The following is a 15,610-nucleotide window of genomic DNA, read 5'->3' on the forward strand; positions in this document are numbered from 1 at the left end:
ACCAAGTTGGTTCATTAACGCTGGCGACCGTCACCCAGACCGAAGGGAATACGGTAGCTGCTGCTTTCGTTGCCCAGGCTCACCGTCAGCTTGCCCTGGGTGCGGCTCGGGATGGCGACCTGCTGGGTGCCGATCAGGTTGGCGTGGACGGAAGCCAGCAGATCACCGGACTCGTCGCGCACCTCCAGCATGGGGTTGGCCTTGCCGTCCACCGCGGCGGTGGCGCTCCAGTTGACGAACAGCACGCCCGGGGCGGCATTGAAGTCAGCGGGAACGGAAGCCTGGGCGGCACCTGCGGTCATCAGGCCTGCAACGGCCAGCATCTTGATTACGTTTTTCATGTTCATTCACTCTCTTGGGTTCTATGTCATTGCCAAGGCCCCTTGGGCCCGAATCAATGCATCCATGCAAGAGATCATTCAAATACTATGTTGTTCTTTTGCTGACATCAGACATCGTGTTTGGGGATGTCTCAGCCCGGAACTACCTTTTATTTGGCTGCCAGGCGTTCCTGCCTAAGCGTTGATTGAATATTAAAGTGACTTCCCCTAAGTTGTTAGCGAGATAATCTGGTAAACACATTCAAAAAAATTGAAGGTTGGATATGGCCAAGGAATCGAACAAGGAGCGGGCGCTGACCCTGGAGGCGATCCGGGTGCTGGACGCCATCGACCGTCGTGGCAGCTTCGCGGCGGCGGCCGACGAGCTGGGCAAGGTGCCTTCGGCGCTGAGCTACACGGTACAAAAGCTGGAAGACGAGCTGGACGCCATGCTGTTCGACCGCAGCGGCCACAGGACCAAGTTCACCCCGGCGGGCCGCATGCTGCTGGAGCGGGGCCGGGTGCTGCTGGAGGCGGCCGAGCACCTGGTGGGGGAGACCCGGGCCCTCTCCCGTGGCTGGGAGACCGACATCACCATCGCCGTCGATGCCTTGATGCCGGTACAGGCTCTCTACCCCCTGGTGGATCGGCTGGCCGAACAGACCGATACCCGGCTGAGGTTTCGCGCCGAGGTGCTGGCGGGCAGTTGGGAGTGCCTGGAAGATGGCCGCGCCGACCTGCTCATCTCCTCTCTCAATGCCGATATCGCCATGACCGGCATCAAGCACCAGGTGCTCAGAGAGGAGGTGATGCTCTACGTCGCCCACCCCGATCACCCCCTGCATCAGGAACCCGAGCCCCTGGCGGACGAGACCCTGCGCCGCTATCGCGCCATCGCGGTGGCCGACACGGCACTGCGCAAGCCGGTGCTCACCTACCGCCTGCTCGACAAGCAGCCGCGCCTGACCGTCAGCACCATGGGGGAGAAGCGGGACGCCCTGCTGGCGGGGCTCGGCATCGGCACCATGCCGCAACGCTGGATTGAAGAGGACATCAAGGCGGGCAGACTCAAGGTGATCAGTCCCGAATATCGCCACCAGATCCAGGTCGTGCTGGCCTGGCGGCGGGACACCATGGGCAAGGCCAAGAGCTGGCTGGTGCGGGAGATCCCCAAGCTGTTTGCCGGTCAGGGGGAATAAAGGACTGCCTTCCGGGGTCGGTGGCGCAGGAAGTACCAAAACTGCGCCCCATTCTTGACGACGGGCTCAGATTCGGAGAAAAGAAAAAAAGCGGACCTCTTGCGAGTTCCGCTCAATGCCAGGAAAGAATAAAACCTTGCGGTTAAAAAAACCCTTAAATTGGAAGCAAACAATCGTTTTCTCAACCAGGAAGGTATTGAATCCGATTCGTGTTGAATTATGTGCGATGTAATATGCATCACCAGCAAAATGTTGAAAGGTTGAAGGATATGCACCACCGAGTGTCATTTTCTGCCACCTTGCACCACAACTGGTCAGGCCATTTCCGCCATTATCACCGGGTTACCCTCCTCTGGTTTTTCTAGGTGTCAAAATTTGAGCCCAATACAGACAAACCACTCAATTCCTGACACGACTAAAAATGCAGATAAAGGAATAGTTGCATGACCTACAGCCAGACACTGGCCAATCACATCCTCGACACCCTGAAGAAAACCCTGACCGACAAGGGGATCCGCTATCAGACCCTGGCAGAAGCCATGGGGGTTTCCATCGCCACCGTGAAGCGCATGATGAACAAGCCCTCCCTGCCGTTCGACACTCTGCTGGAGATCTGCCATCTGGTGGGACTCTCCTTCGAAGAGCTGCTGGACCGGACCCAGGATGCCCAGAGCCGCCGGGCCGTCTTCACCCAGGAGCAGGACGAGGCGTTTCACAAGGAGCCGGGGCTCTATGCCTTTCTCGCCAACATCTTCTGGCGCGACAAGACCCTTATCGATCTCAAGCGGGAGTACGGCCTGACCGATGCCTCCTGCTACCTCTATCTGCGCAAGCTGGAGAAACTCGGCATCCTGCAGCTTGGCATCGACAACAGCTACCACTTCCTCATCAGCGAGCGCATCAGCTTCGAGCAGCACAGCCGTTTCGCCCGCCAGCAGGCGCGCCAGGCCATGTCGGTGCTGGGGGACTATCTGGTGGAGAACATGCACAGGCCCAACAACTACATGGCGCTGTGCCAGCTCCATCTGGGGGAGAGCGAGGCCATGGCGCTGATCGATCGCATGAAGGAGTACTGGCATCAGGAGCTCAAGCTCAACCGCCCCGCCATCGGCCAGCGGGAGGGCAGCAAGACCTACACCATGTCGCTGCAACTGGCGGACTGCGGCTACCAGAGCTTCGACGATCTGATCCCCAACATCGACAACTGATCCCGGTGGATCCTGCGGGATCCGCCATGTCAGCGCCAGAACGCCGCTACTCTGCCAGTTGCACCTGCCGCGCGCCCATGGCGAGCGGTTGCAGTGCCCGGGTATCCAGGCAGATGCGGATGGCGTCCGGTCGCCAGTGCTCGATGTCGCAATCCACCAGCTTCCCCTCCTCGTCATGATTGACCCGCACCAAGCGCAGCACGGCGCTCCCCTGGGCCAGGTTGAGGGCGCGGGCTATCTCTCCCCGGGCCGCCGAGGGGGTGATCTCGAGGCTCGCCCAGCCCTGGCCTATGCCATAGCGCTGCCGGTAAAGCTCGGTGAGGGAGCTGGCCAGAGGAGCGCTGGCGATGTCGGGGAAACGGCTCGCCAGCAGGTGATGGCTGACGTGGAGCACGGGGCGACCGTCGATCAGCCGCTGGCGGCGGATCTCGTAGAGCGGCGTAAAGGGTTCCAGACCCATCCAGCGGCACAACTCGCTGCTGGCAAGCTGGTTGCCATGAGCCAGCACCCGGGTCTCGGCGGTGCGCTGCTGCTCGCCAATCCACTGGTGAAAGTGGGTGTGGATGGCGGGATCGTAGGTGAGGCGAGGCGGCGCCACGAACCAGCCGCGCCGCTCGGCCCGGTAGATGAGGCCGTCCGCCTCGAGGCTGGAGAGTGCCTCCTTGATGGTGATGCGGGTGGTGGCGAATCGCTCGCTCAGGGCCCGTTCGGCGGGCAGCTGCTGCCCCGCCGCCAGGTGTCCGCTGCCGATATAGCGGCGCAGGGTCCGGCAAATCTGTTCACACTTGGAGGGTGTGCGGCCATCGGCCATCCCCTGTTCACTCAATCGCTCTGTCACTGTCACATCCCTGTCGGTCATTCGGATTTGCACACCACTGGAGTAGACCAGAGGTTGTCGACCCCGAGTTGTACCCCCTCGGGATGACAGCGCCATGACAGGGCGATTGTCACGAAACTGCCATCAAAGCGCCCCGCCACCGTCATATTTCCCCTCTAGCATCCCTCTCGAACCTTAACTGACCTAGTCCAGAGGGATGGGATGATGAAAAGCGTGATCGCAAGTGCACTGGCCCTGGTGGCCATCAGTCAACCGCTGTTTGCCGCCGAGAACATCGCGGATCTCGAAAAAGCCGCCCGCGGTGAAGGCCAGCTCCAGAGCGTCGGCATGCCGGACAGCTGGGCCAACTGGAAGGATACCTGGCAACAGCTCGGCAGCATCTACGGCATCAAGCATCAGGATACCGACATGAGCTCCGCCCAGGAGATCGCCAAGTTCGCCGCCGAGAAGGCCAACGCCACCGCCGACATCGGTGACGTGGGCGGCGCCTTCGGCCCGGTGGCGGTCAAGCAGGGTGTCACCCAGCCCTACAAACCCTCCACCTGGGCCGACATTCCCAACTGGGCCAAGGATGCGGATGGCCACTGGATGCTGGCCTATACCGGCACCATCGCCTTCCTGATCAACAAGGATCTGGTCAAGGCCGCCCCCACCAGCTGGCAATCCCTGCTGGGTGGCGACTACAAGGTGACCCTGGGTGACGTGGGCGTCGCCTCCCAGGCCAACAACGGCGTGCTGGCGGCGGCCTATGCCACCGGCGGCAGCGAGAAGAATCTGAAACCCGCCCTGGAGTTGTTCGGCAAGCTGGCCAAGCAGGGCCGTCTGTCGCTGAACGACCCGACCATCGCCAACATCGAGAAAGGCGAAGTGGAAGTGGGGGTGCTGTGGGACTTCAACGCCCTCAACTACCGCGACCAGATCGACCCCAAGAAGTTTGATGTGGTGATCCCGAGCGACGGCTCCGTCATCGCCGGCTACACCACCATCATCAACAAGTGGGCCAAGAACCCCAACGCCGCCAAGCTGGCGCGGGAATACATCCTCTCCGATGCAGGTCAAATCAACCTGGCCCGTGGCTACGCCCGCCCCATTCGCAGCAACGTGACCTTGCCGGATGACGTCAAGGCCAAGCTGCTGCCGACCGAGCAGTATGCCAACGCCAAGCCGGTGCAGGATCACGCCGCCTGGGAGCAGAGCTCCAAGGCCCTGCCGCGCCAGTGGCAGGAAACCGTCATGATCAACATGCAGTAAGGAGTGGCCAGTGCAACACAAGGTGATAGTGGTACTTGTGGATGGCCTGGCAGCAGAGGTAGCCCATTGCATGGGCTACCTCTGTGGCATGGTGGAGGCAGAGCGCGGCCTGCATACGACCCTGAGTGCCGCCCTGCCCTCCCTCTCCCGCCCTCTCTACGAGTGCATCCTGACCGGCGTGCCGCCGGTGGCGAGCGGCATCACCCACAACGGGGTGACGCGCCTGAGCCGGCATGACTCCATCTTCCATCTGGCCCGGGCCGCGGGCAAACGCACCGCAGCGGCGGCCTACCACTGGGTGAGCGAGCTCTACAACCAGAGCCCCTGGCTGGCGGCCCGCGATCGCTTCACTCACGATGAGCAACTGCCCATCCAGCACGGCTGCTTCTACTGGGATGACGGCTACCCCGACAGCCACCTGCTGATGGACGGCGAGTGGCTGCGCAGCCAGTACGACCCCGATTTTCTGCTGATCCACCCCATGGGGGTGGACGATGCGGGCCACCAGTTCGGCCTCCATTCCCGCCAGTACCGCAATCAGGCTCGCCGCATGGACAGCCTGCTTGCCGACCTGCTGCCCCAGTGGCTGGCAGAGGGGTATCAGGTGATGATCACCTCGGATCACGGCATGAACAACGATCTCAGCCATGGCGGCACCCTGGCCGAGGAGCGCACTGTGCCACTCTGGCTCTTTGGCGATGCGTTCGTCGAGCGCTGGCCGGATGGGGTGGCGATCGCCCAGACCCAGCTCTGCGCCCTGATGGCGGATCTGCTGGGAGTTCCCCACGACAAGCCGGCAGCCCCCCCGCTGCTCAAGGCGGCCTTTATGCGCGAGGTGCACTGATGATGCCTGCCACCACCGAGATCCTCGCGGATCAACAGGTGAAGCCACGCCGGGTGCGCCGCCACTGGCTGCCCGTTCTGGTGCTGCTGCCCTTTGTCCTCTTGATGATCCTGTTCCAGCTCGCCCCCATGGTGTGGGTGCTGGTGGGCAGCGTCCAGACCCCTGATGGCTGGGGTCTCGACCACTACCGGGAGATTTTGAGCTCCCCCTTCTACCTGCAATCCTTCGGCAACTCGTTGCGCATTGCCGGCATCGCCAGCCTGGCGGGGCTCGCCATCGGCACCCTCGGGGCGGCGGCGCTGCGCCACAGCGGCGAGCGGGTCAAGCGGGTGCTGCTGGCCTTCGTCACCATGACCGGCAACTTCAGCGGCGTGCCGCTGGCGTTCGCCTTCATCATCGTGCTCGGCATCAATGGCGCGGTGACCCTGCTGCTCAAATCCTGGGGCCTCATCGATGGCTTCAACCTCTATTCGGGCAGCGGTCTTATCCTGATTTACACCTACTTCCAGATCCCCCTCGCCCTGCTGCTGCTCTACCCGGCGTTCGACGCCCTGCAGGAGGAGTGGCCCCAGGCCGCCGCCCTGCTGGGTGCGAGCAGGGGGCAGTATGTGTGGCACGTGGCGCTGCCGGTGCTGACGCCCGCCTTGCTCGGCACCCTGATCATCCTGTTTGCCAACGCGGTGGGAGCCTATGCCTCCGCCTATGCCCTCACCACCGGCAACTTCAATCTGGTGACCATCCGGGTGGCCAGTCTGGTCTCCGGCGACATCTTCCTCGAGCCCAACCTGGCGGCGGCACTGGCGGTGATCCTGATGGTATTGCTGGGGGTGGTGACGGCCGCCAACCAGTGGCTGCTGAAAAAGAGCTATGTGAACAAGGGGCAATCCCATGCATGATTTGACGCCGCGCTGGCCCAGATGGGTGCTGGGGGCGCTGGTCGCCACCCTGCTGCTGCCGCTGCTGGCCACCTTTCTCTACTCCATCTCCACCCGCTGGGGGGCGACCCTGCTGCCGGATGGCTTCACCCTCGACTGGTATCTCAAGCTGTGGGGCGACCCGCGCTTTCTGGCGGCCTTTGGCCGAAGCCTCTTGGTCTGCTTCGCCACCCTGCTGCTGGGGACCCTGGTGCTGGTGCCCACCGTGCTGGTGGTGGCCTACTACTTCCCCAGACTGGATCCCTGGATGAACCTCTTGATCCTGCTCCCCTTCGCGGTGCCGCCCGTGGTCTCCTCGGTGGGCTTGCTGCAGATTTACGCCGACGGCATCCTGCCCATCATCGGCACCCCCTGGATCCTGATCGGCACCTGGTTCACCGTGGTGCTCCCCTTCATGTACCGGGCGCTGGCCAACAGCCTGCAGGGGGTGCCGCTGAAAGATCTGATGGATGCCGCCCACCTGCTGGGGGCGAGCAGCGCCCGCGCCTTCCTGCTGGTGGTGATCCCCTGCCTGCGCAAGGGGCTGCTGGCAGCGCTGTTTCTCTCCCTCTCCTTCCTGCTCGGGGAGTTCGTGTTTGCCAACATGCTGGTGGGCACCCGTTACGAAACCCTGCAGGTCTACCTCTACAACATGCGTGCCACCTCGGGCCACTTCACCAGCGCCCTGGTGATGAGCTACTTCCTGCTGACCCTGCTGCTCACCTGGGCAGCCAACAGATTTCATCGGTGAATCAACATGTTCCATCTAGAAGTGAATCAACTGCACAAATCCTACGGCGACACCAAGGTGTTCGAGGGGATTGAATTCGGCATCCGCAAGGGGGAGCTGGTGACCCTGCTCGGCCCCTCCGGCTGCGGCAAATCCACCCTGCTGCGGGCCCTGGCCGGGCTCACCCCGGTGGATGGCGGTCAGGTGCGGGTGGCCGGTGAGGACATTACCTGGCAGGAACCCCAGAAGCGGGGCATCGGCATGGTGTTCCAGAGCTATGCGCTGTTTCCCAACATGACGGTGTGGGACAACGTCGCCTTCGGCCTCCAGATGAAGCCCCAGCCGGGGCGGGATCTCGCCGCCAGCGTGCAGGAGGCGCTGGCGCTGGTGGAGCTGACCGGCTTCGAGCGCCGCTATCCAAGCGAACTCTCCGGCGGCCAGCGCCAGCGGGTAGCGCTGGCTCGGGCGCTGGTGGTGCAGCCGCGGATCCTGCTGCTGGATGAGCCGCTCTCGGCGCTGGATGCCCGCATCCGCCGCAGCCTGCGCCAGCAGATCCGCGCGATCCAGCAGCGCCTCGAGCTCACCACCATCTTCGTGACCCACGATCAGGAGGAGGCACTGACCCTGTCGGACAGGATCTTCCTGATGAACAAGGGCTCCATCGTCCAGAGCGGCACGCCGGAGCAGATCTATACCCGTCCCGCCAGTGAGTTCGTGGCGGGCTTTATCGGCAACTACAACCTGCTGGATGGCGAGCAGGCCAAATCCCTGTTCGGCCCGCGCTTTCGCGGCAAGCTGGCGCTGCGGCCGGAGTCCATCACCCTGCTGCCCGCCGGGGCGGTCAGCCACGAGCCCAGCCTGCCCGGCATCGTTCGCCAGCAGCAGCTGCTCGGCAACGTCATCCGCTATCAGGTGGAGTGCGAGGCGGGGCTGTTGACGGTGGATTGCCTCAACCGCCGTGCCGGCGATCTGCTGCCGGTGGGCAGCGCCGTGACCCTGGTGGTGGCCCGGGATCAACTCTGTGAGGTAGCATAACGCCATGAATCCCATTCATTTTTCAGCCAGTACCCCGATGCTGGCAGCCAACCCGAGGAGCAGCCATGGCCCTGGCACTGTTTGATCTGGACGAGACCCTGATAGCGGGGGATTCCGCCAGCCTCTGGCTGGAGTACATGGTGGCCCAGGAGCTGGCCCCGGCGGGCATGGTGGCCGAGGAGCAGGCCATGATGTCCCTCTACCATCAGGGCAAGATGGACATGCACCAGTACATGGCCTTCACCCTGCAACCGCTGGCAGGCAGGACGCGCCAGTGGCTCGACTCCCTCTGCACACGCTTTGCCGAACAGGTGCTGCGGGAGCGCCTCTACCCCGAGGGGCTGGCCCGCATCGAGTGGCACCGCCAGCGTGGCGACGAGCTGATACTCATCTCCGCCTCCGGCGAGCATCTGGTGGCTCCCATGGCGCAGATGCTGGGGATGGATCACTGCGTGGCCATCCTGCTCGACGAGGAAGCCGGCATGCTGACCGGCCAGACCCGCGGCACCCTGAGTTTTCGCGAAGGCAAGGTGGCCCGCATCAACCAGCTCTTTGCCGGAAAGGAACACCTCTGGCAGGGGAGCTTTGGCTACAGCGATTCCCACAACGATCTGCCCATGCTGCAGGCGGTGAGCCATCCCCATGCGGTCAATCCGGCCCCCGCCCTGCGCCAGTGCGCCGAGGAGCTGGGCTGGCCCCTCTGGACCTGGCAGTTGCACCCTTGATCCGCGCAATGAAGAAGAGGCCCTCAGGCCTCTTCTTTGCTCAACATGCCATCCCCTGAGGGCGAGTCGTCCCGGGGAGCCAGGGGATCCACCATGTAGATGCGATTCTTGCCGTCACCCTTGGCGCGATAGACCTCGGCATCGACCATGGTCAGCAGGCTCCTGGCCCCAAGCCCGGGGGCACTCGCCACCAGGCCGCCGCTGAAGGTGATCCCAAGACCGGGTTCACGCCAGTGCAGGGAGGCCACCCCAATCCTGTACTGCTCCAGCAGCATCTGGCAGAAGTGGATATCCGGATTGGCGAACAGCACCACCAGCTCTTCCCCGCCATAGCGGCATACCCAGCCATGATCCCCCAGCAGCTTGGCGCCAAAGCTGGCCACCCGCTTGAGCACCACATCCCCGGTCTGGTGGCCATAGGTATCATTGATCCGCTTGAAACCGTCCAGATCGATCATGGCCAGGCAGAAGCTGTCCTGATCGAGCAGCAGCCGATTCAACCGCTCGTCGAAGAAGCGCCGGTTGTAAAGGCCGGTCAGCTTGTCGAGGTTCGCCTGCTGGCGCACCTCGTGATAATCCTTGCTCACCTCCGCCAGCTCGGCATAGACGTGCCTGAGCTCGCGCATCCCCCCCTGGTGCACCTCGTCAGGCTGGGTCCGGCTGGCCCGGATCACGGTGGAGATCTCGTCCAGCATCCGCCTGAAATAACGGGACCAGATCAGTGCCAGCACCATGTAGAGCACGCTGGCCAGCACGATGGTCCCGAGCACGTTGAGGGAGGCGCTCGCCACCACCGCCTGGATGCTGGAGGCGGGCAACACGCTGATCAGCACCCAGTTGTGGTCCGGCAGGCGGCTGTAGGCCACGAACTGGCGAGACGCCTGATCCAGGAAGATGCCGTCCTCCCCGCTGAAGCGGGAGAGCCAGGTCGGGTGGGTCATGGGCTTGAGCAGTTGTGAGGGATCGGGGTGGGCCAGCACCTTGCCCGACTGGTTGACGATCATCTGGTAGCCGCTGTTCCACTGCCGGTTCAGCTGTGCGGAGAAGGGGGCCAGGATGGCATCCACCGCGAAGACCCCCCGCACCTTGCCCTCCTTGTCGGTGATGGCCCGCGCCAGGGCGATCACCAGCGTGCCGTTGGTGTAGTCGTAGTAGGGTTCGGTCCAGACCATCTTGCCCACATGCTGGCTGGCCAGCTGATACCAGGGGCGCACCCTGGGATCGAAGTCCGCATCCGCCTGCCATTCGGGGTAGATCAGCATCTGGCGCTCGGCGGTGCCCACATAGATGTAGATGAGATCCGCCATCACCCCCTTGTAGAGACGCCACTCCCTGAGATAGGAGTCGGTGTTGCGCAGACGGGGGCCGCTGATGTCCTCCACCTTGACCTGGTCGTAGATGAGGGAGAACTGACGCTCCATCTCGTTCAGGTAGGGTTCGATGAAGACGTGGCGCAACTGGTGATTGGTGGCGAGCAGGCGCTGTTGCAGCTCTTGCTGCAGGCTGCGCTCCATGTGCAGGTAGTAGATGGCGCCCAGCATCAGGACGGGAATGAAGAGCAGAAGCAGGCCCAGGCGCATCCGTGCCACCAGGGACCAGGTCTTTTTGGAGACTGCTCGCTTATCCAACCCTGACTCCATGCTATCCCCTGACATCGTGTAGTGTCAGAATATCAGCCCCACCTGATGGCGTCCAAAGGGAAGCGCATCAGGTGGCCAACGAGAAGGAACTGGCCTGGATGTTGAAACCGGAACTGCTGACTGCCCTCCATTACTGCGCCGTGATCACCCTGACCGGTGCCATCACCTCGGAGTATTTCCTGTTCCGGCGCGGCATGTCCATCGAGCAGGTGCGTAAGCTGCTGCTGGCTGACAGCCTGGCCGCCCTGGCCCTGCTGCTCATCTTCATCACGGGCGTGCTGCTGGTGGTCGCCCATCCCCAGCCACCGGCCATCCTGCTTGCCAATCCGGGTTACCGCACCAAGCTGCTGATGTTCTTCGCCATGGCCATCAGCTTTGGCTACCCCAGCCGGCTGTTCCACCACTGGCGCCGATCCTTGCGCCAGGGACGGGCTCCCCTTGTCTCCACCCAGCAGCAGTTCTGGGTGATCTGGATCCTGAGGGGCAACCTGCTGCTGCTCGCCCTGCTGCCCCTGCTCGCCAAGCTGGCCAGCCGCTGATCCTGCCCTCGCCCGGCAACAAATGGCTGACGACAAACGCCCCTTCTCGCAGGTATCGTAATGGCGGGGCCCGAGTGCCGCCGAGACTCTTTCTCAGGGATGATTCCGTATGCGTTCAAACATGATGTTATTGATGGCCGCCGCCATCTGGGGGCTGGGCTTCGTCGCCCAGCGTCTGGGGATGGATCACATGGGGCCCTTCACCTTCAACGGCCTGCGCTTCCTGCTGGGCGCCCTCTCCCTGCTGCCGCTCTTGTGGTGGCTCAAGTCACGCCAGCCGCCCCAGCCTGCCGGTGATCACCGCCTGCTGCTGACCGGGGGCCTCATCGCCGGCACCGTGCTCTTCTCCGCCGCCTCCCTGCAACAGGTGGGGCTGCTCTACACCACGGCCGCCAAGGCGGGCTTCATCACCGGCCTCTACATCATCCTGGTCCCCGTCATCGGCCTGGCCCTGCGCCACAAGACCGGGGCCAACACCTGGGTAGGCGCCCTCATCGCCATGGCCGGGCTTTACTACCTCAGCGTCACCGAGGAGTTCACCATCGGCTACGGCGATCTGCTGCAAGTGATCGGGGCCCTGTTCTGGGCCGTGCATCTGCTGGTGCTGGATCACTACTCGAACCGGGTCGCCCCCATTCGCCTTGCCGGGGTGCAGTTCGTGGTGTGCGGCCTGCTCAGCCTGGCCACGGCCTTCGTCATCGAGACCCCGACGGCGAGTGGTGCCGTGGCGGGCTGGCAGGCGCTGCTCTACGCCGGTCTGGTCTCGGTCGGCATCGGCTATACCCTGCAGGTGGTGGGGCAGCGCGGTGCCCATCCGGCCCATGCCGCCATCATCCTCAGCCTGGAGACGGTGTTCGCCGCCATCGGCGGTGTCTTGCTGCTGGGGGAACATCTGGACGAACGGGCTGTGGTCGGCTGTGCCCTGATGCTGGCGGGGATGCTCATCTCCCAGATCCGCCTGCGCTGGTGGTGGAAGTCCCGCCGAAACAAGGTGCCCAGCCAGCCCTGATATCTGCGGTGGTCATTGACCCCAAATAAAACGAGGCGCCCTTGGGCGCCTCGTTTTATTGCCGCCTGCCTAGCGCACGCTGGAGCAGAAGCTCACGTCATCCCGCAGCGGGTCATTGCTCACGCTGTGATAGAGCTCGAAGCAGGGGCCGTCCCCAAAGGCGAGCCCGGCCGCGACGATATCGCCGATGTGCTCCTGCCAGCGCTCCCCGTACTGGCTGCGATCCGTGATGAGGTAGCGGGACTGGGCGTAGCGTCCGGCGGGGATGTGCTGGATCTCCACCTCCCCCGCCCCCAGGGTGCCCACCGGCACGCTGATGCCGATGTCGGTGCGGCACTGGGCCGGCGGCGTCACCTCGGGGTTGTCGTGGTAGATGAAGATCCACTCTCCTCCTTCCAGGCCACGGGGCGCGGCCCACTGGTGAAGACGATGGCAGACGGCGTCATACCCTTCGCCATAGGGGCCGGTCACGCGGATATAGGCCAGGGTGCGGGCGTCCATCTCGACGGTGTTCATGGTGTTGCTCCTTGCTGATGAGTGGCCTTCAGCATAAGGGAGTGCCCCTTGCCATGCGTGTCCTTCCTTGCGATCCAGGTGTCCATTCTTGCCCTTGTCGCGGCGAAACGCCCCCGGGGTGCAACCATAGTGACGGCGAAACGCCTTGGCGAAAGCCTGGGAGCTGCCAAGTCCCGCCCCCAGAGCGATGGCGGTGACGCTGGCATCGGTGTAGCAGAGCTGCCAGGCCGCCCGCTGCATCCGCAGGCGGCGGCACATCTCGCCGGGGGCCTCCCCCACCACGGCGGTGAACACCCGGTGGAAATGGTAGAGGGAGAGGCAGGCGCGACTCGCCAGCGCCTCGATGGAGAGATCCGGATCCTGCTCCAGTGCCCGCAGCACCGGCGTCAGGCGCTCGCGATAGTCGATCATCGGCGCACCCTGGCCATGTAGAGGGCATCCACCAGCACCCCATGACGCAGGCCGTAATCCCGGGCAACGCCCTCCTCCACAAAGCCCGCCTTGCGATAGAGGGCCAGGGCCGCCTGGTTGTCGGCCCAGACCGTCAGCTCCACCCGCGTCAAGCCGAGCCAGTTGTCCGCCAGATCCAGCGCAGCCTGCATCAGGGCGGTGCCCACCCCGCGCCCGGCCCAGTCATCGTGTACCGCCATGCCGATGCTCGCCACGTGGCGGCGGCGGGGGGCCGGCTCCACCATCAGGACCAGCGCGCCCGCCACCTCCCCCTCCCACTCCGCCAGCAGGCTGTAGATGCCATCCCGCGGAGTCAGCTTCTGCTCCCACTGCTGCAGGGAGGGGAAGGGAAGTTGCAGGGTGCCCGCCTGGGCATGGGGCATGGCGTGAAGATCCCGCAGGGCGGCGGCATCTTCCGGCCCGGCGCGGCGAATGGTGATGGACATGAGACCTCCTGATTGGCTGAATCCCATCTTGCCGCAATGCTGGCGTCTGTTTCCACCCCCATCAGCGAAACCAATCAAAGGGTTAGGCACACTCCATTGGAGCCGCTCCCCCACTTCACCTAGTCTGGCGACTCATCACAAGGAGACCCGCCATGACCGACAAGACCCTGCGCAGCGCCAACGGCGCCCCCGTCGTCGACAACAACAACAGCCTCACCGCCGGCCCCCGCGGCCCCGTCCTGATGCAAGACATCTGGTTGATGGAGAAACTCGCCCACTTCGACCGCGAGCGCATTCCCGAGCGGGTAGTGCACGCCAAGGGCTCGGGCGCCTACGGCACCTTCACCGTGACCCACGACATCAGCGCCTTCAGCAAGGCCGACCTGTTCAACGCCGTCGGCAAGCAGACCCCGGTGTTCCTGCGCTTCTCCACCGTGGCCGGCGAGAAGGGGGCCGCCGACGCCGAGCGTGACGTGCGCGGCTTCGCCCTCAAGTTCTACACCGAGCAGGGCAACTGGGATCTGGTGGGCAACAACACCCCGGTGTTCTTCATTCGCGATCCCCTGAAATTCCCCGACTTCATCCACACCCAGAAGCGGGATCCCCGCACCAACCTGCGCAGCGCCACCGCCGCCTGGGACTTCTGGTCCCGCCACCCGGAATCCCTGCACCAGGTCACCATCCTCTTCAGCGATCGCGGCATTCCCAGGAGCCTGCGGGAGATGAACGGCTACGGCAGCCACACCTTCAGCTTCATCAACGACGCGAACGAGCGCTTCTGGGTCAAGTTCCACTTCAAGACCGAGCAGGGCCACAGCTTCTACACCGATGAAGAGGCGGCCACCGCCGTTGGTCAGGACAGAGAGACCAGCCAGGCAGATCTGTTCAACGCCATCGAACGGGGGGACTTCCCGCGCTGGAAGGTCTATGTGCAGGTGATGCCAGAGGCCGAAGCCCAGACCTACTCGATCCACCCGTTCGACCTCACCAAGGTGTGGCCCCACAAGGACTACCCGCTCATCCCGGTGGGCGTGCTGGAACTCAACCAGAACCCGGACAACTACTTCGCCCACGTGGAGCAGGCCGCCTTCACCCCGGCCAACGTGGTGCCCGGCATCGGCTTCTCGCCGGATCGCATGTTGCAGGGGCGGCTCTTCTCCTACGGTGACACCCAGCGCTACCGTCTCGGCGTCAACCACGGCCTGCTGCCGGTCAACGCCCCGCGCTGCCCGTTCCACCACGGTGCCCACCGCGACGGCGCCATGCGGGCGGACAGCAACGGTGGCGCCAGCCCCAACTACCAACCAAACCGCTTCGGCACCCAGCAGCCGAGCGAGCAGCACGAACCGGCCCTGAGTCTGGAAGGGGCTGCCCTGCACTACGATTTTCGTGACTACGACAGCGACTACTACAGCCAGCCGGGGGATCTCTTCCGCCTGATGGACGAGGGGCAGCGCGCCCGCCTCGCCGCCAACCTGGCCCGCTCCCTCATCAATGTGGAGGATGACGCCATCGTCACGGCCCAGCTCAGGCACTTCGAGCAGGCCGACCCCGAGTACGCCAAGCGGGTCGAGCTGGCCCTGGCCGCCCTGCAGCGCTGAGTCGCAGGCAGCCAACCTCTGCAAAAGCAAAACGGGGGCCTGATGGCCCCCGTTCTCGCATGACGGTCTTGATGAATGAAAAACGCAGCCCAGGGCTCCGTTTTTCCATGCCGTATCCATCCCGGAAGCAGCGCCCTCGCGCTTCCCTCCCTTGCCAACAAGGGTTTGTACCGCCAGCTCACGGCGGCAACGACGTTGTGCACTGGCAGAGCGGCACCATTATCCACCTGTGGTAATAAACCTGCCTGCGGTAATGCACTTTTAGTCACCAATAAAAACGGAGCCCGAGGCTCCGTTTTTCAATGCAGTATCAATCCCGGACGGAACGCGCTTCGCGCTCTTCCC

General features: G+C 63.8%; 16 protein-coding genes. 11 read left to right on the forward strand and 5 right to left on the reverse strand.

Annotation, left to right across the window (positions count from 1 at the left end; all coding sequences use genetic code 11):
* Positions 1-14: 14 nt before the first annotated feature.
* Positions 15-347 carry a hypothetical protein gene (locus tag AB5Y59_RS05000; protein WP_368211576.1) on the reverse strand — a complete coding sequence of 111 codons (333 nt, stop codon included), beginning with the start codon at positions 345-347 and terminating at the stop codon, positions 15-17.
* Between the two features lie 257 nt (positions 348-604).
* Here AB5Y59_RS05000 and AB5Y59_RS05005 point away from each other — a divergent pair, with 257 nt between their 5' ends.
* Together AB5Y59_RS05005 and AB5Y59_RS05010 are read left to right on the forward strand one after the other, a co-directional pair.
* Complete coding sequence (locus AB5Y59_RS05005) at positions 605-1,519, forward strand: LysR family transcriptional regulator (RefSeq protein ID WP_010675912.1); 915 nt, start codon at positions 605-607, stop codon at positions 1,517-1,519.
* Between the two features lie 443 nt (positions 1,520-1,962).
* Positions 1,963-2,727 carry a helix-turn-helix transcriptional regulator gene (locus tag AB5Y59_RS05010; RefSeq protein ID WP_010675913.1) on the forward strand — a complete coding sequence of 255 codons (765 nt, stop codon included), beginning with the start codon at positions 1,963-1,965 and terminating at the stop codon, positions 2,725-2,727.
* Between the two features lie 46 nt (positions 2,728-2,773).
* Here the strand turns inward: AB5Y59_RS05010 and AB5Y59_RS05015 are convergent, their stop codons facing one another.
* Entirely contained in the window at positions 2,774-3,586 is an 813-nt protein-coding gene (locus tag AB5Y59_RS05015) for a UTRA domain-containing protein (protein WP_368211578.1), read from the reverse strand.
* 183 nt (positions 3,587-3,769) lie between these two features.
* Here AB5Y59_RS05015 and AB5Y59_RS05020 point away from each other — a divergent pair, with 183 nt between their 5' ends.
* The 6 genes from AB5Y59_RS05020 to AB5Y59_RS05045 all read left to right on the forward strand — a co-directional run bounded on the left by AB5Y59_RS05020 (position 3,770) and on the right by AB5Y59_RS05045 (position 9,064).
* On the forward strand, positions 3,770-4,816 hold the full coding sequence (locus AB5Y59_RS05020) for an ABC transporter substrate-binding protein (protein ID WP_319885079.1): 1,047 nt from the start codon (positions 3,770-3,772) through the stop codon (positions 4,814-4,816).
* A 10-nt stretch (positions 4,817-4,826) separates the two neighbouring features.
* Complete coding sequence (locus tag AB5Y59_RS05025; protein WP_210538786.1) at positions 4,827-5,660, forward strand: alkaline phosphatase family protein; 834 nt, start codon at positions 4,827-4,829, stop codon at positions 5,658-5,660.
* Complete coding sequence (locus tag AB5Y59_RS05030; protein ID WP_268453159.1) at positions 5,660-6,556, forward strand: ABC transporter permease subunit; 897 nt, start codon at positions 5,660-5,662, stop codon at positions 6,554-6,556. The genes AB5Y59_RS05025 and AB5Y59_RS05030 overlap by 1 nt, the downstream gene beginning before the upstream one ends.
* Positions 6,549-7,325 carry an ABC transporter permease gene (locus tag AB5Y59_RS05035; protein WP_161469736.1) on the forward strand — a complete coding sequence of 259 codons (777 nt, stop codon included), beginning with the start codon at positions 6,549-6,551 and terminating at the stop codon, positions 7,323-7,325. Before AB5Y59_RS05030 ends, AB5Y59_RS05035 begins: the two co-directional genes overlap by 8 nt.
* A gap of 6 nt (positions 7,326-7,331) precedes the next feature.
* Positions 7,332-8,339, forward strand: a complete 1,008-nt coding sequence (locus tag AB5Y59_RS05040; protein WP_268453158.1) for an ABC transporter ATP-binding protein — start codon at positions 7,332-7,334, stop codon at positions 8,337-8,339.
* Between the two features lie 65 nt (positions 8,340-8,404).
* Positions 8,405-9,064 carry an HAD family hydrolase gene (locus AB5Y59_RS05045; RefSeq protein WP_323893110.1) on the forward strand — a complete coding sequence of 220 codons (660 nt, stop codon included), beginning with the start codon at positions 8,405-8,407 and terminating at the stop codon, positions 9,062-9,064.
* A gap of 23 nt (positions 9,065-9,087) precedes the next feature.
* On the opposite strand, the gene AB5Y59_RS05050 is transcribed toward AB5Y59_RS05045, so the two are convergent.
* Positions 9,088-10,692, reverse strand: coding sequence for a diguanylate cyclase (locus AB5Y59_RS05050; protein ID WP_368211580.1), 1,605 nt, complete (start codon positions 10,690-10,692; stop codon positions 9,088-9,090).
* Between the two features lie 110 nt (positions 10,693-10,802).
* Between AB5Y59_RS05050 and AB5Y59_RS05055 the strand changes: the two genes are divergently transcribed.
* Together AB5Y59_RS05055 and AB5Y59_RS05060 are read left to right on the forward strand one after the other, a co-directional pair.
* Positions 10,803-11,243 carry a DUF2214 family protein gene (locus AB5Y59_RS05055; RefSeq protein WP_039040139.1) on the forward strand — a complete coding sequence of 147 codons (441 nt, stop codon included), beginning with the start codon at positions 10,803-10,805 and terminating at the stop codon, positions 11,241-11,243.
* A 109-nt stretch (positions 11,244-11,352) separates the two neighbouring features.
* Positions 11,353-12,252, forward strand: coding sequence for a DMT family transporter (locus AB5Y59_RS05060; RefSeq protein ID WP_042864813.1), 900 nt, complete (start codon positions 11,353-11,355; stop codon positions 12,250-12,252).
* Between the two features lie 69 nt (positions 12,253-12,321).
* Here AB5Y59_RS05060 and AB5Y59_RS05065 read toward each other — a convergent pair whose 3' ends face one another.
* Together AB5Y59_RS05065 and AB5Y59_RS05070 are read right to left on the reverse strand one after the other, a co-directional pair.
* A complete protein-coding gene (locus tag AB5Y59_RS05065; RefSeq protein WP_213320794.1) occupies positions 12,322-13,179 on the reverse strand; it encodes a GyrI-like domain-containing protein in 858 nt (285 codons plus the stop codon).
* Positions 13,176-13,664, reverse strand: a complete 489-nt coding sequence (locus AB5Y59_RS05070) for a GNAT family N-acetyltransferase (protein ID WP_010675925.1) — start codon at positions 13,662-13,664, stop codon at positions 13,176-13,178. The genes AB5Y59_RS05065 and AB5Y59_RS05070 overlap by 4 nt, the downstream gene beginning before the upstream one ends.
* A gap of 152 nt (positions 13,665-13,816) precedes the next feature.
* Between AB5Y59_RS05070 and AB5Y59_RS05075 the strand changes: the two genes are divergently transcribed.
* The gene (locus tag AB5Y59_RS05075; RefSeq protein WP_323930110.1) at positions 13,817-15,265 is read left to right on the forward strand and encodes a catalase; all 1,449 of its coding nucleotides are present in this window, start codon (positions 13,817-13,819) and stop codon (positions 15,263-15,265) included.
* The last annotated feature ends 345 nt before the right edge of the window (positions 15,266-15,610 follow it).

The organism is Aeromonas sp. s10, assembly GCF_040907975.1.
In the GTDB taxonomy this organism is placed as follows: domain Bacteria; phylum Pseudomonadota; class Gammaproteobacteria; order Enterobacterales; family Aeromonadaceae; genus Aeromonas; species Aeromonas caviae.

Bases quoted from the DNA above. Each gene is read 5' to 3' on its own strand.
- AB5Y59_RS05030 (WP_268453159.1), top strand. From the start codon at position 5,660: ATGATGCCTGCCACCACCGAGATCCTCGCGGATCAACAGGTGAAGCCA.
- AB5Y59_RS05020 (WP_319885079.1), top strand. From the start codon at position 3,770: ATGAAAAGCGTGATCGCAAGTGCACTGGCCCTGGTGGCCATCAGTCAA.
- AB5Y59_RS05070 (WP_010675925.1), bottom strand. From the start codon at position 13,664: ATGTCCATCACCATTCGCCGCGCCGGGCCGGAAGATGCCGCCGCCCTG.
- AB5Y59_RS05065 (WP_213320794.1), bottom strand. From the start codon at position 13,179: ATGATCGACTATCGCGAGCGCCTGACGCCGGTGCTGCGGGCACTGGAG.
- AB5Y59_RS05010 (WP_010675913.1), top strand. From the start codon at position 1,963: ATGACCTACAGCCAGACACTGGCCAATCACATCCTCGACACCCTGAAG.
- AB5Y59_RS05035 (WP_161469736.1), top strand. From the start codon at position 6,549: ATGCATGATTTGACGCCGCGCTGGCCCAGATGGGTGCTGGGGGCGCTG.
- AB5Y59_RS05015 (WP_368211578.1), bottom strand. From the start codon at position 3,586: ATGACCGACAGGGATGTGACAGTGACAGAGCGATTGAGTGAACAGGGG.
- AB5Y59_RS05075 (WP_323930110.1), top strand. From the start codon at position 13,817: ATGACCGACAAGACCCTGCGCAGCGCCAACGGCGCCCCCGTCGTCGAC.
- AB5Y59_RS05000 (WP_368211576.1), bottom strand. From the start codon at position 347: ATGAACATGAAAAACGTAATCAAGATGCTGGCCGTTGCAGGCCTGATG.
- AB5Y59_RS05045 (WP_323893110.1), top strand. From the start codon at position 8,405: ATGGCCCTGGCACTGTTTGATCTGGACGAGACCCTGATAGCGGGGGAT.
- AB5Y59_RS05040 (WP_268453158.1), top strand. From the start codon at position 7,332: ATGTTCCATCTAGAAGTGAATCAACTGCACAAATCCTACGGCGACACC.
- AB5Y59_RS05055 (WP_039040139.1), top strand. From the start codon at position 10,803: ATGTTGAAACCGGAACTGCTGACTGCCCTCCATTACTGCGCCGTGATC.
- AB5Y59_RS05005 (WP_010675912.1), top strand. From the start codon at position 605: ATGGCCAAGGAATCGAACAAGGAGCGGGCGCTGACCCTGGAGGCGATC.
- AB5Y59_RS05060 (WP_042864813.1), top strand. From the start codon at position 11,353: ATGCGTTCAAACATGATGTTATTGATGGCCGCCGCCATCTGGGGGCTG.